At 67.5% G+C, this 19598-nt stretch carries 20 protein-coding genes and 1 pseudogene; 8 read left to right on the top strand and 13 right to left on the bottom strand.

The window, feature by feature from the left end; all coding sequences use genetic code 11:
• Window positions 1-92: 92 nt before the first annotated feature.
• From ACIBAG_RS35830 to ACIBAG_RS35820, 3 genes are all read right to left on the bottom strand, one after another.
• On the bottom strand, window positions 93-455 hold the full coding sequence (locus tag ACIBAG_RS35830) for a subtilase-type protease inhibitor (protein WP_399111254.1): 363 nt from the start codon (window positions 453-455) through the stop codon (window positions 93-95).
• A 998-nt stretch (window positions 456-1453) separates the two neighbouring features.
• Window positions 1454-2428, bottom strand: a complete 975-nt coding sequence (locus ACIBAG_RS35825) for a polyprenyl synthetase family protein (RefSeq protein WP_399111068.1) — start codon at window positions 2426-2428, stop codon at window positions 1454-1456.
• Window positions 2429-2444: 16 nt separating this feature from the next.
• The gene (locus tag ACIBAG_RS35820; RefSeq protein ID WP_399111066.1) at window positions 2445-3338 is read right to left on the bottom strand and encodes a phytoene/squalene synthase family protein; all 894 of its coding nucleotides are present in this window, start codon (window positions 3336-3338) and stop codon (window positions 2445-2447) included.
• A gap of 352 nt (window positions 3339-3690) precedes the next feature.
• Here ACIBAG_RS35820 and ACIBAG_RS35815 point away from each other — a divergent pair, with 352 nt between their 5' ends.
• The 4 genes and pseudogenes from ACIBAG_RS35815 to ACIBAG_RS35800 form a co-directional block, all read left to right on the top strand.
• The gene (locus ACIBAG_RS35815) at window positions 3691-4299 is read left to right on the top strand and encodes an ABC transporter ATP-binding protein (RefSeq protein WP_399111065.1); all 609 of its coding nucleotides are present in this window, start codon (window positions 3691-3693) and stop codon (window positions 4297-4299) included.
• On the top strand, window positions 4296-5216 hold the full coding sequence (locus ACIBAG_RS35810) for an ABC transporter permease (RefSeq protein WP_399111063.1): 921 nt from the start codon (window positions 4296-4298) through the stop codon (window positions 5214-5216). Before ACIBAG_RS35815 ends, ACIBAG_RS35810 begins: the two co-directional genes overlap by 4 nt.
• 224 nt (window positions 5217-5440) lie before the next feature.
• Window positions 5441-6379, top strand: coding sequence for an SAM-dependent methyltransferase (locus ACIBAG_RS35805; RefSeq protein WP_399111062.1), 939 nt, complete (start codon window positions 5441-5443; stop codon window positions 6377-6379).
• Window positions 6380-6678: 299 nt separating this feature from the next.
• A pseudogene (locus tag ACIBAG_RS35800) lies at window positions 6679-7107 on the top strand (ATP-binding protein); the annotation flags it as partial.
• A gap of 229 nt (window positions 7108-7336) precedes the next feature.
• On the opposite strand, the gene ACIBAG_RS35795 reads toward ACIBAG_RS35800, so the two are convergent.
• From ACIBAG_RS35795 to ACIBAG_RS35780, 4 genes are all read right to left on the bottom strand, one after another.
• Window positions 7337-8386 (bottom strand): MFS transporter, encoded by a 1050-nt coding sequence (locus ACIBAG_RS35795; protein ID WP_399111060.1) that lies wholly within the window; start codon window positions 8384-8386, stop codon window positions 7337-7339.
• A gap of 380 nt (window positions 8387-8766) precedes the next feature.
• Window positions 8767-9930, bottom strand: a complete 1164-nt coding sequence (locus ACIBAG_RS35790; protein WP_399111059.1) for a caspase family protein — start codon at window positions 9928-9930, stop codon at window positions 8767-8769.
• Window positions 9927-10370, bottom strand: coding sequence for a hypothetical protein (locus tag ACIBAG_RS35785; RefSeq protein ID WP_399111057.1), 444 nt, complete (start codon window positions 10368-10370; stop codon window positions 9927-9929). The genes ACIBAG_RS35790 and ACIBAG_RS35785 overlap by 4 nt, the downstream gene beginning before the upstream one ends.
• 1 nt (window position 10371) lies before the next feature.
• Complete coding sequence (locus ACIBAG_RS35780; RefSeq protein WP_399111056.1) at window positions 10372-11754, bottom strand: serine/threonine-protein kinase; 1383 nt, start codon at window positions 11752-11754, stop codon at window positions 10372-10374.
• A 481-nt stretch (window positions 11755-12235) separates the two neighbouring features.
• Here ACIBAG_RS35780 and ACIBAG_RS35775 point away from each other — a divergent pair, with 481 nt between their 5' ends.
• A complete protein-coding gene (locus tag ACIBAG_RS35775; protein ID WP_399111054.1) occupies window positions 12236-12769 on the top strand; it encodes an AAA family ATPase in 534 nt (177 codons plus the stop codon).
• Between the two features lie 228 nt (window positions 12770-12997).
• Here ACIBAG_RS35775 and ACIBAG_RS35770 read toward each other — a convergent pair whose 3' ends face one another.
• Window positions 12998-13465: an HIT family protein gene (locus tag ACIBAG_RS35770; protein ID WP_399111053.1), complete on the bottom strand. Its 468-nt coding sequence runs from the start codon at window positions 13463-13465 to the stop codon at window positions 12998-13000.
• Between the two features lie 199 nt (window positions 13466-13664).
• On the opposite strand from ACIBAG_RS35770, the gene ACIBAG_RS35765 reads away from it, so the two are divergent.
• Complete coding sequence (locus ACIBAG_RS35765) at window positions 13665-14687, top strand: LD-carboxypeptidase (RefSeq protein WP_399111051.1); 1023 nt, start codon at window positions 13665-13667, stop codon at window positions 14685-14687.
• Window positions 14688-15217: 530 nt separating this feature from the next.
• Here the strand turns inward: ACIBAG_RS35765 and ACIBAG_RS35760 are convergent.
• The 4 genes from ACIBAG_RS35760 to ACIBAG_RS35745 all read right to left on the bottom strand — a co-directional run bounded on the left by ACIBAG_RS35760 (window position 15218) and on the right by ACIBAG_RS35745 (window position 17609).
• Window positions 15218-15439, bottom strand: coding sequence for a helix-turn-helix domain-containing protein (locus tag ACIBAG_RS35760; RefSeq protein WP_399111049.1), 222 nt, complete (start codon window positions 15437-15439; stop codon window positions 15218-15220).
• Window positions 15439-15930, bottom strand: a complete 492-nt coding sequence (locus tag ACIBAG_RS35755; protein WP_399111048.1) for a DUF2975 domain-containing protein — start codon at window positions 15928-15930, stop codon at window positions 15439-15441. Before ACIBAG_RS35755 ends, ACIBAG_RS35760 begins: the two co-directional genes overlap by 1 nt.
• 722 nt (window positions 15931-16652) lie before the next feature.
• Window positions 16653-16862 carry a hypothetical protein gene (locus ACIBAG_RS35750; protein ID WP_399111046.1) on the bottom strand — a complete coding sequence of 70 codons (210 nt, stop codon included), beginning with the start codon at window positions 16860-16862 and terminating at the stop codon, window positions 16653-16655.
• A 231-nt stretch (window positions 16863-17093) separates the two neighbouring features.
• On the bottom strand, window positions 17094-17609 hold the full coding sequence (locus tag ACIBAG_RS35745; RefSeq protein ID WP_399111045.1) for a hypothetical protein: 516 nt from the start codon (window positions 17607-17609) through the stop codon (window positions 17094-17096).
• Between the two features lie 194 nt (window positions 17610-17803).
• Between ACIBAG_RS35745 and ACIBAG_RS35740 the strand changes: the two genes are divergently transcribed.
• The gene (locus tag ACIBAG_RS35740; RefSeq protein WP_399111043.1) at window positions 17804-18082 is read left to right on the top strand and encodes a hypothetical protein; all 279 of its coding nucleotides are present in this window, start codon (window positions 17804-17806) and stop codon (window positions 18080-18082) included.
• Window positions 18083-18236: 154 nt separating this feature from the next.
• Here the strand turns inward: ACIBAG_RS35740 and ACIBAG_RS35735 are convergent, their stop codons facing one another.
• Window positions 18237-18845 carry a hypothetical protein gene (locus ACIBAG_RS35735; RefSeq protein ID WP_399111041.1) on the bottom strand — a complete coding sequence of 203 codons (609 nt, stop codon included), beginning with the start codon at window positions 18843-18845 and terminating at the stop codon, window positions 18237-18239.
• 489 nt (window positions 18846-19334) lie between these two features.
• Here ACIBAG_RS35735 and ACIBAG_RS35730 point away from each other — a divergent pair, with 489 nt between their 5' ends.
• The gene (locus ACIBAG_RS35730) at window positions 19335-19514 is read left to right on the top strand and encodes a hypothetical protein (protein ID WP_399111039.1); all 180 of its coding nucleotides are present in this window, start codon (window positions 19335-19337) and stop codon (window positions 19512-19514) included.
• Window positions 19515-19598: the final 84 nt, after the last annotated feature.

Here is a 19598-nt window from a genome sequence, read left to right as displayed (position 1 = left end):
GGGACCTACCGGCCGCACCACACGTTGCGGGGGCCGTGACGCAGTACCACCATCACGGCCCGCGATGAGAGACCTTACTGAGCTGTGATACCTCAGAAGGCGAATACCGAAGCCCCCTGCGTCTCCTTGATGCAGGAATTGGCGAAGGTGTGCTCGTAGTTCACGCGTGTGCCCCGCCATACACCTTGTATGGTGACCACAATGGGACGGTATTCCTTCGTACAGGGCCGTTCCGTCTGTTCGGCGCGGAGGGTGGCCAGGCGGTTGAGATCCCCGTTCACGCGATCCAGGTCCGCACAGGCCTGCCGCGGATCGGGATGCGTCCCCGATGTGGCATACGCACAGTTCAGCGTTACTGCGCGCTCCGGTGCCGCTGCGGCACTCTCGCCTGGGCCCGTGGTCACAACCAGTGCCGAGGGGGCGTACAGCGAAGCGGGAGCGCTGTGGGCGGGCATGCTCAGGGGACCCGCGAGGGCCGTGGTGAGGAGGGCTCCTGTCATTGCCCAGCGTGCCATTGGTCGCATGGTGCAACTCCTTTTCTCTTTGCGGTTCTCAGTGCCTCGAAGTACCCGTCTTCTCGCTCCTGTCTCACGGTGTACAACTGAAGACTTTCCCATCATCGAAATCCAGACCCAATTGCCTATTCAATCAGTGGCTTGATTGGTTAAACGCTCATCGTGGTTGAGGAGGTGAGCGGTATTCCGCCCTGCCGCCGGTCGAAGGCCTGGCCGATGTGCCCCCGTTGTGAAATGGCTTGAACCTTGTGAGCGTGCTCGCGGCACCGAGTGGGCCCCACGCGACGGCGTACGGCACAGAGCCTGCAGTGGGGTGGGTTCCTCCCCTTGTCGGCGTCGCCGAGCCCCGCCCGGCGCGCACGGTAGGCCCTGCGCGAGCAAGTTCATGGACGAGGGCGCGCGGCCTTCTGGCACTTTGCCGGACGTTCCGCAGGACCCGGTCCGGCGTGTCCCGAGTCGCCGGGCGGCGTGTCAGCGTCGGTCACCGCGTCGATGTCCACGTCGTCGATCCCGCCGAACACTTCGCTGACACCGGCGTTTGGTAGCTGGTTCCGCCTCTGAGGAAATCTCTGCGAAGTCGAGTACCTGGGTGATCGCCGCTGGTGGGTCGGCCGGGAAGGGGAAGACCTGGACGTTGTCAGCCGGGGGGGAGAGAGAACAGGATGCCGACGCGGAGGGATGAGACGGCCATCGGTGGCCCGTGTCCGACCTTCGCCGCACATCGGGGCCGTTGGCGCGGTCGGGCGGGTATTGCTGGCTGGAGGGCAGAGGATGCGTCGGCTCTGCCTCACCCCAGGGGGCTCATGGGGCGGGGGTGGCTTTGAGGACGGCGCTGATGATGCGGTCGCCGGTGTGTGTGCTGACCTTCGGCCGGTGGGAGCCGGTGGTCGTTGGCGAGGCCGTGGGCCGTCGGTCCGGGCCGCACAGCCGTGAGGCGGCTATCGGTGGCGGTCGACGGCCAAATCCGCGAGCTGGGCGAGTCGCTCGGCGGACGGCAGTCCGTCAAGCGCCGCGCGTGCCTGGGCGGCGCAGTCATGCGCCTGCCGTGTCGCCTCGGCGATGGCGCCGGTCCGTGTCAGCACGTCGAGCAGGTCGCGGTGGGCGGTCGCGGGGTCGGCGTCGCCGTGGAAGACCCTGGTGAGCAGGCGGCGGTCATGGTCGTCTGCCGACTCGTAGGCGAGCAGGACGGGCAGGGTCGGCTGCCGGTTGGCGACGTCGCTGATGGCGTGCTTGCCGGTCATCTTGTCGTGGGCGGTGTAGGGCAGCAGGTCGTCTCGGATCTGGAAAGCGGTGCCGAGGAGCTCGCCGTACCGGCGCAAGTCCTCGGCTTGTCCGGGTGTCGCGGCGGCCAGGATCGCGCCGGCCTGGCAGGCGGCGCCGGTCAGCGCGGCGGTCTTGCCACGGATCACCTCCAGCACGGCTGATCGGCCGCAGGACAGGTCCTCGCGGATCGTGGTCTCGTGCATGCTGGCGCGGCACATGGCGTGCATCGCTTCAGCGACTGCGAGGGACGCTTGAAGGACGGACCCGGCCGGGCTGTTGCGGAGCATGGCCACCCATCCGGCGGTGAACAGCCCGTCTCCGGCCAGCAACGCCTCGGCGATGCCGAATCGCTCGGCGGTGGAGGCCCTCCCGCGGCGCATCGGGTCCTGGTCGACGATGTCGTCGTGAACGAGGCTGGCCACGTGCAGGCATTCGAGGGCTGATGCGAAGGAGAGCACCGACTCCGCTCGGCCGCCGACCGCCCGTGCCGATTCGATGCACAGCATGGGCCGCAGGAGCTTGCCGGTGGGGAACAGGGCGTCCAGGCAGGCCAGTTCCAGCAGATCGTCGCCGTTGCCCACGAGGCGGGCCAGTTCGGCTTCGATGAGCGGGATCAACGTGAGGGGTGACTGGGCGGCGGTGGCGGCCATGCAGGGCCTTTCGTGGCTAGCAGGGGATGGCAGCACGCCACTGGTTCTTCCACACCTCGACCAGCGCGGCGACGGGCGGGCGCACGGGATGGTGCAGCAGTTCGGCGCCGGCGGCGCGCACGAGGTCGACGAGGAGCGTGCAGTGGCAGCTCATGGCGCGGGCCCAGGAACCGGCGGGACTGGCCTCCAAGGCGGCGACCAGTTCCGGAAGCCGGCGCTGGACGCGATCGGCCTCGAACGCGATGAGTTCGGCGGCGGCAGGGCTCCAGCGCCTGGCCAGAAAGTCCGTGACACGGACCCCGAACAGATCGAAGTCTTCCGCCGGCAGCCACAGCCGCCCCTGGGCCAGGTCATCGGCCAGGTCGCAGAGTACGTCGGTCAGCTGGTACAGCTCGCCGAGCTCGCGGACCATGGGCTGCCATGGGCCGAGGGCGCCGGAATACAGGACCAGCGTCAGGACGATGGCCGGAGTCCCGGAGATCCCTGTGGCCCATCGCTGCCAGTCCTCGTAGGTGGCCGGCTGGGGCATGTCGATCTCGCTGCGCATGGCGGCGAAACCGTGTTCCAGCAGCGATCTGGGCAGGTCGAATGCGCGGTAGGTGTGTGCCATTGCGTGCAGGACCGGGTCGGCGCTGCCTGACTCGAGTGCCGCGAAACTCGCGTGACGGTACTCGTCGAGTCGACGCAGCCGCTCCTGGACTGGCCCGGTGTCGCAGTGCCTGTCGACCGTGCACCCGTGAGCGAACAGCGCCGCGGCGTACGGCCGCAGCGCCGCCGGAGCCGGCCGCAGCCCCCACCAGCCGGCCCGCCCGTCGTCGCAGGTGTGGAGCTGCCGGACGCACATCGTGTAGCACTGCCGCAGGACAGGATCGTGGATCCCGGCCTCGTCCAGCCACCGCCGTACCAGCACCTCAGGTTCCCCCCATCCCTCGTCTCTGTCCGGTCTGTCCGGTGTGGGCTGCTGCCCGATGGCTGCGACGCGGCGCTCTCGCTACGGACGGCCCAGCCGTGGAAAGGACGGCCCAGCCGTGGAACGCCGGCAGGGTCAAATGGTCGAGAAGCGCGGGAGAGACGGGGAACGCACGGCCGCGGGCATGTCGATCACGCGGCCAACCTATGCGCCCCAAGCCTGGCACTGGCGTGACTTCGTACCTAAACCCTCCCAACGAATGACACGCGCCAACACCTCACTGACGGGCAGTGACCTGCAGTTAGGCGAATCAGTTGTGGCTCTGGCATCGCTTCGGCACGGGAAGGGCGCCTTGGAAGTCAGAAACCTGCACCACTCCTACGGGCGCCGTAGCGTCCTGCGCGGCATCAACCTCGGGCTGCCCCCGGGAGCCGTAGCCGGGATCGTGGGGGAGAACGGAGCGGGCAAGACGACCCTGCTGAGAATTCTCGCGGGCGAACTGTCTCCCGATCGCGGCACGGTCCACCACAACGGAGGATTCGGATACTGCCCGCAGGCCGCTGTGCTCAATGACGCACTCACGATCCGTCAGCATCTGAACTACTTCAAAGTCGCCCACGGCCTCAGCGATCTGCGACGAGCCGAGGAAATCATGGAGGCGCTCCAGTTCAGCGAATACGCCGACGAACGGGCGGGAGTCCTCAGCGGCGGAACCCGGCAGAAGGTGAATCTCACCCTTGCGCTGATGCACGACCCGCAGACTCTCCTGCTCGACGAGCCCTACCAGGGGTTCGACTGGGAGACCTACCGGCGGTTCTGGGAGCTGACCGCCCGGTTGCGTGAAGCCGGCCGCGCCATCCTGGTCGTCTCCCACCTCGCCTACGACGCCGAACGCCTCGACGTGTTGTGGCGCCTGGAGGACGGCCTTCTGCACGACCGGGCCATGGAGAACACCGCATGAGCCCTTCCTCCAGCCTGCGCCGGCACTGCACCCTCTTTCTCACCGCAGTCCACTACGCCCTGATCGAGCACCTGCGTAACCGCTTCGCCATGGTCCTCATCGCCGTATTCATCCCTGTATGGAGCGTGCTGGCCTTCTTCTGTGTCTCTGACACCGTGGCGCCTTTCCTGCTTCACGCGACCGGGCAGCTGCTCACCCCGCATGGCAACCAGCTGACCGGGATCTCCGGGGCCCTCAACGCCGTGACCCTGATCGTCGGCTTCATGATGTTCGCGGTCTCCTTCAACGGCGGTCCGTTCGATCAGCGACTGGCCCTGGCCGGCTACCCCCGCGCCCATCTCGTTCTCGCCAAACTCACCTCCCTGGTGCTGGCTTCCGCTGTGGTGGCCGCCTATGCGACCGCTGCCACCTGTGCCTTTTGGATCCCCGAGCAGCCCGCACTGCTCGCCGCCGCTCTGTTTGGGGCCGGTATCACCTACGGCGCCCTGGGCGTCGCCTTCGGCTCGCTCTTGCGGCGGGAGGTGGAGGGAATGTTCGCCATCGTGATGACCAGCATCATCGACCTCGCCCTGCAAAATCCGCTCTGGAGCGTCAGCTCCAACAGCGGCGTCGTGCGCTATCTGCCCTCCTACGGCGCGATGCAGGCTGCCACGGGTGCCGGGTTCTCCAGTTCCCCCCTGCCCACGTACCTCTTGGTTCAGGCCGGATGGTTCGCCGGTAGCGCCGTCATCGGTTTCCTCACTTTCCACTACCGCACCCGCGGCGCCATCCGCCGCAAGGACAGCTTCCCGGCCACCCGACAACGTTCTCCTCTTCACCGGTCCACCCCAGGCAGGTCGTTGCCGCCCAGTAGGGCGGAAGTTCCAGAGCGGGGCCGTGAGGGCCGCGCGCGGCCTCTTATCACTGATGACAGCTGACCGCGGGCGTAGCCGGGCGTTGGAGCCCGGCGTCCGGCTCGGCACCGACCCGCATGGGCGAGCAGCCCAGGCGCCAAGGGGGCAGCGGCCAACCACTCCTGCGGCTTCAGCGGCCCCAACGTCATCCGGGCCCTCACACCAGCGCGACCACCCCGATCACTGCCTCCTCCTGTGGGACAGCCCGTCCCTGAGAGGAGGCCCTCAACACACCGAGGAAGGCGCACATGCCCACCAGGAACGCAGGGGCCACCGCAGCGGTACTGCGGCATCACTACGACGTGTCCAACCAGTTCTTCGAGCTCTGGCTCGACCCGAGGCTCACCTACAGCTGCGCCCTCTGGGAAGACGGCGACTCGCTGGCGACCGCCCAGCAACGAAAGATCGACTACCACGTCAGACAAGCCCGGGCTGCCGGAAGCGCCCGGGTGCTGGACATCGGTTGCGGCTGGGGAAGCGCCCTGCGCCGCCTTGTCGAGCACCACGGAGTTCAGCATGCCGTCGGGCTCACCCCCAGCCCCGCACAAACCGCCTGGGCGCGATCACCCCACCACCCGCAGATCGAAGTCCGCCAGGAGAGCTGGCAGACCCATACTCCTGATCAGGCCTACGACGCGATCATCTGCTTCGAAGCCCTCGAGCACTTCGCCAGAACAAGCCGGCCCCGGACAGCGAAGGTGCGCGCCTACCGCCACTTCCTGCGCCGCTGCCACTCCTGGCTGAAACCCGGCGGCCGTCTGTCCCTGCAGTTCATCGCTTGGGGCTCCGGCGTGCCGATGGACAGGCAAACTCTCAGCGACGGCAGTCATCTCGCTCGTATCTTGCCGCAGTCGAACCCCCCGTTCCTGTCGGAAGTCATGCATGCTGCGGAACGCTTGTTCCATGTGGAGGCGCTGCGTTCCGACGGCCACCACTACCAGCGCACATGCATGGAATGGCACAGGCGCCTGCGCCGTCAGCGCTCCGCGGCGGTCGCGCTGGTCAGCGAGGAGACGGTCGACAACTACGACCGCTACCTGGACGTGGCCACCCGCTTCTTCGAGAGCGAGTACGCCCACCTGTACCGTCTGACGCTTACCGCCGCCAAGCAGCCGACACGCCGCCTGCCCACCGTTGTGTTCAACGCAGGTTCGGGTCTGTCGGCCAAGGTCGGAGCCTGGCTCTGACTCACTGGTCGGTGGTGACCAGGTCGTCGAGCTGGTGGGTGGTGCTTTCGGTATCGATCTCGTGTGGCAGGGGGTTGTCCGGTCAGTTGTGGCTGGGTGAGCGGGCGGAGTGTCGGTGTCTGTTCGGTGTTGGGGTTGGTCGGTATCCGCGTAGTGCCTTCGCGGGTCCGGATGCGGGCGAGGGCAGTGGACGGGTTGCCGCCTGGGCCGTGCAGCAACTTTCTTGTACGTCAGTTCGGTCCTGGGGTGACGCTACTGACCCCGGGTTTGGCTTGGGTGCTGTGATTCTGGATGACCTGCACCTGCTGATCGCGCTGGGTACAGAGGCCACCATGGCCGGCTTTCGGTTTCGCTATGCCCTCGCCACCAAGCTGGTCAACGAACTGGTCGAAGCCACGGACGAGAAGATCCTGACCAAGACCATAGCCCGCTACGGACGCGTCGATCTCCTCTGCAGTGACGAACTCGGCTACATGGAGCTGGACCGCCGGGGCGCGGAACTGCTGAAACTGCTGTTTCAGGCTCTGACCGAGCGTGAAGAGAAGAACAGCGTCGCCATCGTCTCCAATGAGTCGTTCGGCGGGTGGACCAGGACGTTCACGGATTCATAGCTCTGCGCGGCCATCGTCGACCGCCTCACCTTCGGCGGGAACATCATCGAAACTGGCATCCAGTCGTACCGCATGGCCAGCACCCGGGCGGCCCGAGCCCAGGACGTCACCGCGAGCTGGTCAATCCTTGCTCTCCCTGCCGGCGGCTTCTGCTCTGTCAGGTGCCAGGTCGGATGTCGAGGAACTGAGCTCGTCGGTGGTGCGGGCCCTGCGGGCACGACAAACAGCCAGCGCGAGCGCTTGGATGACTGCTCCGGACAGTCCGATCCACAGGGCGCGAAGCGATAGCTGACCTGGTCGGCGAGTACGCCGCCAAGTGGTGCCCCCACCGCGACCATTCCCCAGTTCATCGCATTCGCCCACCCAGCCGGTCGGGCGTCACCGCCTGGCGGTAGCTCACCTCCACCGGGCTTTCGATGCCGATGGCCAGGGACACGAGGAAAAAGGCGAGCGACACGGAGGCGAGCGCCCATGGTCCACGCTCGGTCAGGACCAGGGGCAGCCAGCCGATAGCGGCGAGCAGGCGGAAGGCGATCAGGGTGACGCCGGCATCCAGCCTTTTGGCCACGCGTCCGGAGAGCGCACCGCCGAGGACTGCGCCGACACCGCCGAAGGCGTAGGTGGCGCCCAGGCCGAATTCCCCGATCTTGGGCTCGTGCAGGGCGAAGGCCACGAAGACCGTGCTCACCATGCTGTTGAAGTGGAGCATCGCGTGCGAGGTCAGGGCGATGGACGCCAGCGTGCGATGCCGGTATACCCAGGCGAGTCCCTCGCGCAGTTCGTTGGCCAGGCTGCGACGTGCGCCTCGATCGGGGACAGGGTCGGGTGCCTTCACCGAGGCGAGGAGCAGGCCGGATATGAGATAGGTGAGGGCGTCTACCAGTACGGCAAGCGGCGCACCCATGATTTTGATCAGTACCCCGGGCTCAAAGGGCCGGTCGAGCCGGCCACCGCACCGGCCTGTTCCACTCGGGCGTACCCCGCGTTGAGAAGCCCCTTTGGCACCAACTGCGGCACATACGACTGGTTCGCCGCCTCGAACAGCAACGACAGCACCCCGAACTGCGAAGACGAACAAGCACAGTGCCGGGATGCTGAGCTGATCCAGGGCATACAGCAGGGGAATCGCACCGAGCAGGACTGCCCTTGCGAGATCTGTGCCGACCATTATCGGCTTGCGCCGGCAGCGGTCCACGACGACGCCGGCCACGAGTCCGAAGAGCAGATACGGAACCCAGCGGGCGGCGTTGACGATGCCGACCTCCCTGGCGGACGCGCTCAGAGCCACGGCGGTGAGGATCTGCAAGGTCAGCCCCGTGACCTGAGAACCGAAAGCAGACACAGCCGAGGCGGTCCAGAAGCGTACGTACCCAGGAACTTCCACCAGGCGCGGCATGATCGGACCGTACCAACGAAGATCACCAACAGACGGTGTCGGAACAGGTCACCCCACGAGGCGACCATGCGCCAGCGTTGCCAGTTCTCATCGACATTTCCAAGCGGTCTGATCGCTAGGCGTGCCCAAAACCGTCGATAAACGTTGCCCGCTCTCGTCTACGAAACCACTGGGCGGTCCGGCCAGGGTCGGACACGCCCGGCGCCCCGGCCTCCCTCGGGCTCCAGCGGCCGCCATCGCCACCCCCTCGGGTCGAAGGTCGGCGAACCGCCGTAACTGCCGCCGCGGTTGCTGATGTACCTGCGCTTCACCCGGTCCCGCTGGACCTGCGAGCGGGAGGACTGCGGGGAGACCGGCACACGTCTATGACGTGTATCGAGTCACCTCGGTACCTCAACGTTCGGGAACGGCCGGTCCCCGGGGAAGCTGACCTTCAGCGCGTGTTCCAGTACGTCGCAGGCCTCCGCGTGGCTGCCCACCTCGCGCAGCAGTGCGGCCAGACGCCGGCACACAGCCACCACCTCGGGGCCCACCCTGTCGTGCACTGCGGCGAAGGCGGTCTCCAGCACCTCGATCGCCTCGCGGCTGTGGTCCAGTTCGGTGAGGATGTCGGCGAGTTCCAGTCGTACAGCGATGTCGTCACCGCCCTCGGTCACACCGGGCTGCCCGATGACAAGCCGGAGTACAGGCAGCGCGTCCCGAGTGCGGCCGATGGCACGCAGCCGCCGTGCGAGCCGCAGCCCGGTTGTCGTGATCGCCGAGGTGATCTGCTGGTCGAGCACCGGTCCGCCGACACCCTGGGGCGGCGCACAGGCCCGGTTGCGCGCGATCGGCAGTCGTCCCGAGGAGTTCTCGCAGGCACGGCGGGGTTCCGGCTTGCTCTTGGCCCGCAGCCGGGCCTTGAGCGTGCTGTACACGATCTCGAGGTCGAGCAGCTCGGGCCCGTCGGGAATGCCGCCGCGCAGCAGGTCCAACAGCTCGCCGGTGAAGGTCGTATAGATCTCGCCCTCAGGCGCGAGCGCGGGCCGATCTCCGGGCGAGGCGGCCAGTACGTACGCGCCGTCGACCATGGCCTGCATCGCCAGGTTCTGTCCGTTATCGCCCATGGCGCGGGCGGCGCGGCCGCTGAAGCAGCAGTCCAGGATCACGATCCGGCGCAGGGCCGGTGATGCTCGTACCACCGACCGCAGATGGTGATAGGCCACCGCGGACCAGCCACGCCCGTCCTGGGAGTCGTGGAGCGCCATGTACAGGTCGGGATCGTCCGGGTCGCGTAGTCCGTGCCCGCTGAAGTAGACCAGCAGGGTGTCACGCGCGTCGGATGCGGCGGCCGCGACCGGGTCCAGGAACTCGGCGGGGAACCGAGGATTCTCCACGACCGTGCAGTTGGACTCGGGGATGCCGCAGATTGTCGGATCCTGCAGAGCCGTGCTCAGGCTCCTCAGGTTTTGCGCGACCGGCGGGAGCGGGATCAGATGCCGGTACTCGCTGCCGCCGATCAGCACGGCACGGGAGGTGGCCGGGTCGGGCAGGTCATCGCTCACTGCTGGTGCCCGTCCGCGGTCCGCATGTCGTCCTCCCCATCGGTGCCGGCCACGGTCTCTTCCCCGTCGGTGCCAAGGTTCTCGTCGTTTCCGTCGTGGAACAGCATGCGGATGGCGGCCAGGGTCGCCTCGGGCGTGTCCGCCGGTAGCTCCACGACCACCCGGCCGCGAGTCATCCGCAGTCGAGCCGCGCCCCGGCGGGCGTCCAGCCAGGACGCGATCGACACGGCGAGAGCGCCCGTGGCCAGGCCCGAGTTGACCGCAAACTCCAGGATGTCGAAGCCCAGTCCCATGTGGTCTGGATTCGGCGGACCGGAGGCGCGGGGAGTTCCCGTGCAGGCGCCGGTGAGGGTCTCGTCCGCGCCGATCCAACGGTGTAGCGAGCGCAGTTCGTACTCCGCGTCCGCACCCAAGGCGCTGATCTCCACAAGAAGGGCCACGTCAGACTCCAGGGCGGCCCGGCGAGCAGGCATCGTTGATCATCGACAGGCGGTTCAAGGCTTCGGGCGCGACGCCAAGGCGGGCCAGGCAGACCGCGGCCCAGAAGTGGTTGACCAGGGTCGCGGGGTGCATCTCGCCGAGGTCGGCGGTGCGCTGCTGGATCAGATAGCCGTGCAGATCGAGCGCTTCGCTGTACTTGCCTCGGCTCACCATGTTTACGGCCTCGCGGTGCCTTGCCTCGATAGCTTCGGGGGAAAGCCCCTCACGCATCAGCGTGTGGGTGCGGTTTACGAGGGAGGGCTTGGAGGACTGCCATTCGTCGTCGAAGCCGTCGAGCGGCGGGAGATAGCTTGGGAGTTCCGAGGCGACGGGCGGCGAGATTGATGGAGGCGGACCGAAGCCGGGCGGCGGTGGGGGCGGAGGACTGAAGGCATTCGGCACAGGCCGCCGCGCCATCAGATGGAACGTCGTTGCCGTGGCCGGCTCGGGGGCAGTACGGGCCCACTCCTCCGCCGACTCGCGCAGATGGTCGGCGACCAGGGCGGCGACGACCTCCTCGACCCGCTCCGGAGTGCCGAGGTACAAGGCGACCTCTCCGGCGCCGGACGGCCGTGACTGCGGCTCGCGTCTCAGTAACCTGTCCACCATGCCTGCCAGTTCGGAGTCCACGCCCTCGCGGTCGCGCAGAGTGGGCGGCGGCTGGTTGACCTTGGCGAAGAGGATCCCATAGGTTGATCCGTCGCCGCCGGTGAAGGGCTCCTCACCGGAGAGCATCCGGTACATCAGACAGCCGAGGCCGTAGAGGTCGGCCGGCGGGCCCACCGTCAGCCCTCGCACTGCTTCCGGCGCCATGTAGGCGGGCGTTCCAGCAAGCATGTCTGTGGTGGTGAGCATCCCGGCCTCGACGAGACGCGCGATGCCGAAGTCCACCAGCACGACCCGCCCATCGCGGCAGAGGAAGACGTTTCCAGGCTTCACATCCCGGTGGACGATGCCGACGTCGTGTGCGGCCGCCAGACCGGCGCACATGCCCGAGACCACGGCCCGTACCACGGCTTCCGGCACCGGCCCCGCGGACGCGGCCAGGATCCGGTTGAGCGAAACGCCGTCGAGCCGCTCCATCACGAGATAAGGCTGGCCGCCCTCGACCCCGACGTCGTACACCGCCACGGCGTTACGACTGCTGATCCGAGCGGCCGCCTGCGCTTCCCGCCGGAACCGCTCGGCCGCGGACGGGCTCTCCGCCGCGTACCCCGACAGCAGCTTCACTGCGACCGGCCGGTCCAGCGCGGTGTCTCGGGCCTCGTACACCCGGCCCATACCGCCCTGCCCCAGAAACCGCTCCAGTTGATATCGCCCCGCCAATATCTGGACGTCCCCCATGGCCACCCCGCGCCCTCGGCTCTTTCGGCTCAGGCCCGATCATTCCGTTGGGCGTAGACGGACGCAACCGGTTCGCACACCGTGCAGCATCACGCCGTGCGGTACGGGCATCACGGCCGCCGCCGCGCTCGCCTTCCAGCAGTTGCCCGGTCCCGCGAATTTCTGACCTGCCCGGGGTCTGGGTCCGCTGCTGGCCCCGGAAGCCATTGACGAGGAATAGCCGACCCTGAGGCCCGTATCCCGCAAGCCCGGTATCACCAGAAGACCCCCTGCTCCGGGATCCTTGAGGTCGGCCCGGGCAGTGCGTAACTGATCAGTACCTGATGAGCCTTCTTTTCGGGTCGCCGGGGCGCGGTCGGCGTTGGCGGCGAGAAACGCCGGTGCCGGGCCGCTGTCGTACACCGTCCTTGAACGCCACCGGCGCGCCCCGCGCTGCCCGGTCCGAGTCGACGTCAGCGGCGTCGGTAGCGTGATCGCCGTGATGGTGGGGACTGAAGAAACCCGGCTGGTCGTCCTGCGCGGCAACAGCGCCTCGGGGAAATCGTCCGTCGCGGCCGGCCTGCGCGAGCGGTTCGGCCGCGGCCTGGCTCTGGTGGGCCAGGACAACCTCCGCCGCATCGTGCTGCGCGAGCGGGACCGGCCGGGAGCGGCGAACATCGGCCTGATCGACCTGACCGCCCGCTACGCCCTGGACGCCGGATTCCACGTCGTGGTCGAAGGCATCCTGTACGCCGACCGCTACGGCGACATGCTCGCGGCGCTGCGCGCCGACCACCGTGGCCCGACCCACGGCTACTACCTGGACGTGCCGTTCGGCGAAACCCTCGCTCGGCACGCCACCAAGTCGATCGCCGACGAGGTCAACGAGAGGCAGCTGCGCGACTGGTACCGGGAGCGTGATCTGCTGCCCGGCGGCATCGAGACCGTCATCGGCGCGGACAGCGCCCTGCACGAGACCGTCGACCGCATCATGCTCGACACCGGACTGGCCCACCTGCCCGCCGTGGATCGCTGACCGGAGCGCCGCCGCGACAGATGGTGCGCCTACGTGCCGTCATCAGTCGCGCCCCGCCCGGACCTGAGGCCGACCACATGTGCGGCCGGACTGCCCGACTTTGGCACCGATCCGCCAGGCGATATCGGTCGGGCCCCACCGGGCTCCGTTCCTGTCGAACATGCCCAGCCCACGACCAGGCGGGGGTGCTGTCGAAACTCGGGTTCTGGCACAGATTCCGTGATCTGGTTACTGAGCGTTCGGGCCCCCATGAAGTCGGGCTCGGAGAGACTGGGCTATTTGGTCTGCCTGGTCAGCCGATACCTGCTCCTGTTCAGGTCGCCGAAGCAGCTCGAAAATGCCCGGCCCACGATGCTCTGGTTGCAGATCTGCCATGCGCGGAACGATGTGGAAGTGCACGTGCGCGAAGCCTTCGGCTTCGGCGAATTGGACGACGTAGGTCTTGGCGCAACCAGTCATGCTGCGGAGGGCCCGGGAGAGCTGGACCTGCCACACCCCTAGGACAGATGCCTCAGCGTCGGTGAGGTCATGAACTGCGGCAACATGCCGCCGAGGCAGCAGCACCAGCCAGCCGGGCACTGCGGTGTTGAAGGCGTGGGCCACTCGCCAGTGCTGGTCATACGCCATGCACTCGCGTGATGGTAGGTCGTCGAACTCTGCTTCCTTACTGCATGCATAGCAGTCGGGAGTCGTCATGAACTGAGATCGTATGGCTAGGGCGGCGCTCTTCGGCTTCACCCGAGGCGTCTCCAACTGGCCCCGGTTTGGTGACGATTCGCGAAGATCAGGGTCGTGAAGAGGCCCCGGAGGGCGGCTTGTTCTGGGCCCAGGGGCTTCGTGGATGGACGCCGGTAAATGTGTCGCATGTTACTGAGCGTGTCGAGATACTGCCTCGGTGACCTATACCGCACTGCCTCAACCGCTTCGACCTCGTGCCCTGAGGCCCGGAGATCTCGTCGTTATCGCATCGCTGTCCGGGCCGCTCCATGCCACTTACGAGCCCGACCTTGAGAAGGCGGTGGTCGTGCTCGAGCGGATGGGATTCCGTGTCCGTCGATCACCGCTTCTCGAGACAGGGCGGCACCGTTGGTGGAGCGCGGCTCGGCCGGCGGAGATAGCCGAAGAGCTCAACGCTCTTCTGCGGGACCCCGAAGTGCGCGCGATCATCGCGCATGACGGCGGCCAGACGGCGCTCGGCTACCTCGACCTGATCGACTTCGAGGCGGTCACTGCCGACCCCAAGCCGATCCTCGGCTTCAGCGACATCTCACTGTTGCATCTGGTGTTCTACGTGCGCACGGGTCTGGTCGGCTTCCATACCGACCTGGCCACCCCTGGGCTCGGTGGGCACTGGCAGCGCGCGCCCGCAGCACACCAAGCGGAACTTGAGAAGCTCTACTCGACGCTGCTGACCGGTACGGGGCCGATCGGCACACTGCCGGCCACCCCGACGTGGGAATGCTGGCGCGCCGGTCGCACCGAAGGCCGCCTGATCGGCGGAGTGATCAACCGCATCGTGCTGGCGCAGGCGACGCCCTACGCGCTGCCGCTCGAATGGTTCGACGGCGCGGTGCTGTTCTGGGAGGAGACGGGAGGCCTGGCAGCGCATGTGTGGAACTATCTGCAGGTACTGCGGCACGCCGGCATCCTCGATCGGATCTCCGGCATGGTCGTGGGCATCCCGGACGGGATCGACGGACTCGACTCGCCCCACGCGTCCCCCACCTTGCGCGAGATCGTCCTCGACGTCCTCGGCGACCGTGACATCCCGGTCCTGGGCAACATTGAGTTCGGACACGCCGGCCCGAATCTGCCGATGCCGGTCGGCATCCGCGTCGCTCTCGACGCGCAGCAGCGGACGCTGTCGCTGCTCGAACCGGCAGTACGCCCCCTCACGAAGACCGGAGCGGGCGGCTGAGCAACGAGGATCAGTGAACCGACAGCCTCGGCGGACCACATCCACCGTCCCATCGCAAGGCCCACGGTGGGGCCGCTCCACCTCGCCACTACCCCCAAGTACCTCTGAAGGCCCCTCTCAGTGGGGCCAGTTGGAGCCGCCTCGGGTGGAGCCACATAGCGCCGCCCCAGCCAAGATCGTAGGGCTGTCTCTGCGAAAGGCCTGTCGGCCTCAGCCACCAGTCACGCGAGGAGAATCAATGCGGGTGCCGAGGTATACCAGTTCAGTGGGGGAGACCCTGAGAAGGGACCGAAGTGTCAGGCGCCCCCGGACACCCGCTCGAACAACTGCCTCGGCCGGGCTGGGAGGCGGATCGCGAGGTCGGGTACCTCGGTCAGCCGCTCCAACGGGCCTGGGATCTCCTCGGGCACGGTCCTGGGGTGCGAAGAGTTGGTCAAGAGGTAACTGGGATCGGCGGTGACGTGTCGACAGGCGGGGTCTTCCACTCGGATCCCGGGGCGTCAAGAAGTCCATGATCTCGGAAGGCCCGGTCATCCGCCTGCGGCGTCGTCGGCCTCCCATCGGAGCAGGTCGCCCGGCTGGCACTTGAGCACTTCACAGAGTGAGGCGAGCGTCGTGAAGCGCACCGCCTTGGCGCGGCCGTTCTTGAGAACTGCCAGGTTGGCAGGCGTGATCCCTACGCGGTCCGCGAGCTCGCCCACGGACATCTTCCGCTTGGCCAGCATCACGTCGATGTCGACGGCGATCGGCATCAGATCACCTCGTCCAACTCGGCCTGCATTTGAGTTGCTTCGACATCGCGTGCGACGGCTTGGGCGAGCAGCATCCGCAGCACGAGCACGATGAGCGCGACCCCCAGGATGGCCACGCCAACTCCGCCCATGATGAGGGTGACGCCCGGGTCGTCCCGCTGGCCCGGCGCATTGATGGCCGTGACCGCGAACCACACGAGGGCCGCCGCCACGATCGCGCCGATCACGCCATCCACGTAGCGGAAGGCGGCGTGGGAGAACACGGTTCCGCGTCGCACCATCGTCACCAGCCGCCATACACAGACCAGGGCGATCTGGACCGACACCATGCCCAGGATCGTCATCACGCGCAGCGGGGTCAGCGGGAGCGACTTGTCCTCTGGGTCGCTACCGCTGACCAACGCCCACACCATCCCTGCCTGTACGAACACGGTGCCGACGAGCACCACCACGAGCACGGCGCGCAGCGCACGCACGGTCAGCTGTCCCATGACCCACCTCTCCATCGACTTGCGATGGAAATCTATCGAATAACGATAGGTTACGTAAGAGCTGAAGGGGAAGACGGGCGGCGGTTGTGCACCCTGGCCCGGGCCCGCGCTGGAGGCGGCACGCAAGAACGGCGTCAACCTCCGTACAGCGAAGACCGCCGTCGACACCGGCAAGGTCGACATGGACGACGAACTCGCCCGCCTGCTGAAGGGCGACTAGTCATGCCCTGCGGCTCACGGAGGCAGGGAGACGCGGCCCGACGGCATGCCGGCACCGTCCGCTTCGTGCTGTTCGAGGCCAGACCCGCCGGCCTGGACTTCCAGCTACGGGGCCGCGGAAGTTCAGCAACGTCAAGACGGCCCGGTGGGTGGCCTCGCGCTGGCCGAGTGAACACCGCTGCGCGGGGGAGTTCTGGGCGGTTCACCGCATCCTGGCCGCCATCGAGGACACCGTGTTGTTCGGCTTCGTCGCGTGCGGCGGCATACGCGGCGGCAGCGCGGTCCATGTCCCCGTGGGGCCACCGGATATCGCCTTCGACGCGGTGGTGGCGACCTTCCCAGCCCGAGGTGTGGGCGGTGGCCAGTGCGGTGGAGAAGTCGCCGGCAAGACGGGCGAGATGGGCAAGTCCGCGGCGGGCGGCGGGGGCGAGGCGGCCTCCGCCGTTGGCGACGTCCTGCATGCCCGCGCGAGAGGCCGGGCTGTCCCCGAGGTCGCGGTGGGCCTATGCCCGGTAGTACAACGCCATATGTTGCAGGTCATCGGGGAGCAGGCGGCTGTCGATGACAGACAAAGTCGTCTTGCCGATTCCGCCGACCCCGTGGAAGACGAGCACGTGGTTGCGGGGCGCCTCGAGGTCCTCTGCATCGAAGGCGGGAGCGCTGAGGTGCTGGAGGTGCTCGGTGAGCGCGGCCGCGACCAGCTCCCACTGCAAGGACCGGTTTGTGAACGCTTGCGCAGACTGCACGCTGCGGTTGTTCGTACTGAACAGGGCCCTGAGATCCCGGCCTGCCACGTAGGCTCCCGAAAGATGATCAGCCAAGGGGTCAACCTATGCCGGTCCAGTGCGCGTTGGGGAGCCTGCCTCCGGGCATGACCCGGGCCGTGTTGCGTCACAGCCTCGCGTGCCAGAGGCAGCCGGCATGCGTCGATCGCCGTGGCGGCTTCATCGACGCAGGCGACCGGCCAGTAGCTGGGGCCTCTCGCGCGGGGCGGCCTCCAGCCGTGTCACGAAGTCTTCCAGGACACTCAGGACGGCGCTGTCGGGTACACCCAGCAACTCACGCTCCTTGGCGACAAATGGCTGCAGAGCCGACCAGATCTCAAGGTACCGACGGCGCAGCAACGCGTTGACGAACCGCTCATCCATGATGTCGAGGTAGGCCAGAACGGCCCAGAGCTGAAAGAAGTACCCGATGTCGTAGATCTTTCGCTGCACGTCCTCGTCAAGACCTGAGATCCCGTTGTCGCTCGGCAGCTGCGGCAACTCGTCTCGGACAAAGGCGTAGTTTCGCTGGAAGTCGAGCGACCGGAACTCGCTCAGGAGCTCAAGAACGGGGCCCACGTGGTTGCCGTGTCGCTGAGCGGTGAACTGGTTCCTCGCCAGCCACGAAGAGATGACGAGAGCCGACACCGACACCACCACTGTTCCTATGTTGATCAGCGTTGACGTGTCCAACATGCAACTCCTGTCGTCAGAGGTCACAGGCACGCTGGCGAACCGAACGCCGCGGTCTCCCACGACTTGCCCGGCACGGATTCCTCCAGCACGCGAACGCTTCCTTCCGCTCCCCTGCACGCCTCGGCTGGGACACCCTCGCGGTGCCGATGCGGCGGTCCGCGCCAAGCAGGGGAGGACAATGACCACCCCATTTCATGATCAAGATCGAGGGGGTTGCCGTGTCCGGCACAGACGAGCCCGATTTCTCCGGCCTGGGAGGCGGCGAGGAGCGGGCGGCGGAGGACGCCGTCCAGGAGGTGGTGAACTGGTACAACACCCAGATCATCACGGAGCGCCGCGCGCCGGTGCCCGATGACGAGCGGATCGAGGAGCTGAGGCCGGCCGTCAGGCCGCACTCGCCGATCAAACGCAGCTGGCGACCGCCGACCCGGAGGAGGCTCAGCGAATCGCCGCCGTTTATGCGGCGCGCCTGAGGGAGTTCAAGGAGTCGTAGCCCGGGGCTCGTCGGGGGATGGGCAGGGGCCAGACGGGCGGGTCCGGCCGGTCGAAGCGGGCTGGCTGAACCCGCAGGCCCGCGAGGCGGGCAACACCCGCCGGGCAGCCGACCCCGACATCGCCTATTCAAGTTCAGTAGCCGCGTCGGCGGCCACAAGCTCGATTGAACTGCTGTTGCTCCGGGAGCCGCCGGCTGTGCGTGGATCCCGGAGCCTGCTGGGTCCCCCTCTTGTCAGCGGCTTGCCGCACAGTGATCATCGCCGCGACACCACTCAGCAGCCCACCGATGCCGGACACCCCGGAGACCACGATCGGCAGGACACTCGGCGAGGTCGGTGCACTCTCCTCTGTTGCCGCCTCTTCCGCCGGTGCCTCTTCCGCCGGTGCCTCCTCCAGGGGCTCTTCCTCCACTGGTGGTTCCTCCGCAGGGGGCTCCTCCACCGGATCACCGGATGGCGCACCCTCATGATTGCCGCTGATGGGCGTGAGGGTGACGGAACGGTCCTCCGCAACCCACACCAGGAACGAGGTGAGACAGGTCACGAACAAGGCAGCGGTGGCGATCAGCCATAGCAGCGAGCCACGGGATGTGACGCGTTGACGCAAGGCGGATGGCAACGCCCTCCATGTCCATGACCGCTTAGGGATGCTCGGCATTTCGCTCACTCCTCGTTCCAGCGGTGCCACGACGACCGTGGCAACCCCTGCCTCCATTGCGCCCTGGCCGTCGATTCGCGTCACGGCACTGCATTTCGGGGCTTGACACGGGCCGGTAAATCGGGGAAAGGCTGCGGCAGGCGGAGGTCCTCGTTGCTCTTGGCCTCGGCGGCGCGCAGTCCGTCGTAGGTCAGCTGAAACCGGCCACCCCCTACTCGGCGGTGACTCCACACCTGCTCAATGGATCTCCCCGCCCATACGCCGCTTGACCTGCGGTCGGGCGCCAAGCGGGAGGGCCGCCGATAGCCAGCCAGGTCCAGGGGCGAATCGAGCGGTCCAGGGTGGGCGAAGCCCAGCGCGCAGCGCCGCCGGAGCCGCCCTTTCAACACCAACGGCGTCATGTTGGACTGCGAGCCGGAGGAAGCCCTCGCGCTCATCATGCGGGCCAAGCACAAGGGCGCCCGCGTGCAGGAGGTCGCCGCGCAGCTGCGCGCCTGGTCCACCTGCTGAGGCCGGCCGAGCCCGGGGCTACCCGTCTCGTCGTCGGGCACGTCGAAGGTGATGGTCTGCTCGTTGGCCACCTTCTCTGCCGCACTCAGCCACGGCCACGCCGACAGCCGGTACCTGCTCGGCGCGCTGTACGGCATCGCCCTCATCCTCGCGGGCCGGGCCGGCCGGGCGTCCAGGGTCCCATTCGGCCCCTTCCTCCTCGCCGGGGCGTTGGTAGGCGTACTCCTGGGCTCCTACGCCTGAACAGGGGCAGACTGCGAGGGCTCCTTCTGTGGGCTGCCCTCGGGCTCGGCCGGAAGCGCGAGCCGGAGGGACGCTCTGACCGCG

Source organism: Streptomyces sp. NPDC051243, assembly GCF_044455405.1.
GTDB lineage: Bacteria > Actinomycetota > Actinomycetes > Streptomycetales > Streptomycetaceae > Streptomyces.
The sequence above is the reverse complement of the archived record's forward strand: the minus strand, read 5'-3'. Positions and strand labels throughout refer to the sequence as shown.

Coding starts and splice junctions, on each gene's coding strand:
- ACIBAG_RS35830 (WP_399111254.1), bottom strand. CDS start 455: ATGCCCGCCCACAGCGCTCCCGCTTCGCTGTACGCCCCCTCGGCACTG.
- ACIBAG_RS35825 (WP_399111068.1), bottom strand. CDS start 2,428: ATGGCCGCCACCGCCGCCCAGTCACCCCTCACGTTGATCCCGCTCATC.
- ACIBAG_RS35810 (WP_399111063.1), top strand. CDS start 4,296: ATGAGCCCTTCCTCCAGCCTGCGCCGGCACTGCACCCTCTTTCTCACC.
- ACIBAG_RS35805 (WP_399111062.1), top strand. CDS start 5,441: ATGCCCACCAGGAACGCAGGGGCCACCGCAGCGGTACTGCGGCATCAC.
- ACIBAG_RS35795 (WP_399111060.1), bottom strand. CDS start 8,386: ATGCCGCGCCTGGTGGAAGTTCCTGGGTACGTACGCTTCTGGACCGCC.
- ACIBAG_RS35780 (WP_399111056.1), bottom strand. CDS start 11,754: ATGGGGGACGTCCAGATATTGGCGGGGCGATATCAACTGGAGCGGTTT.
- ACIBAG_RS35775 (WP_399111054.1), top strand. CDS start 12,236: ATGGTGGGGACTGAAGAAACCCGGCTGGTCGTCCTGCGCGGCAACAGC.
- ACIBAG_RS35770 (WP_399111053.1), bottom strand. CDS start 13,465: ATGACGACTCCCGACTGCTATGCATGCAGTAAGGAAGCAGAGTTCGAC.
- ACIBAG_RS35760 (WP_399111049.1), bottom strand. CDS start 15,439: ATGCCGATCGCCGTCGACATCGACGTGATGCTGGCCAAGCGGAAGATG.
- ACIBAG_RS35755 (WP_399111048.1), bottom strand. CDS start 15,930: ATGGGACAGCTGACCGTGCGTGCGCTGCGCGCCGTGCTCGTGGTGGTG.
- ACIBAG_RS35745 (WP_399111045.1), bottom strand. CDS start 17,609: ATGTTGGACACGTCAACGCTGATCAACATAGGAACAGTGGTGGTGTCG.
- ACIBAG_RS35740 (WP_399111043.1), top strand. CDS start 17,804: ATGATCAAGATCGAGGGGGTTGCCGTGTCCGGCACAGACGAGCCCGAT.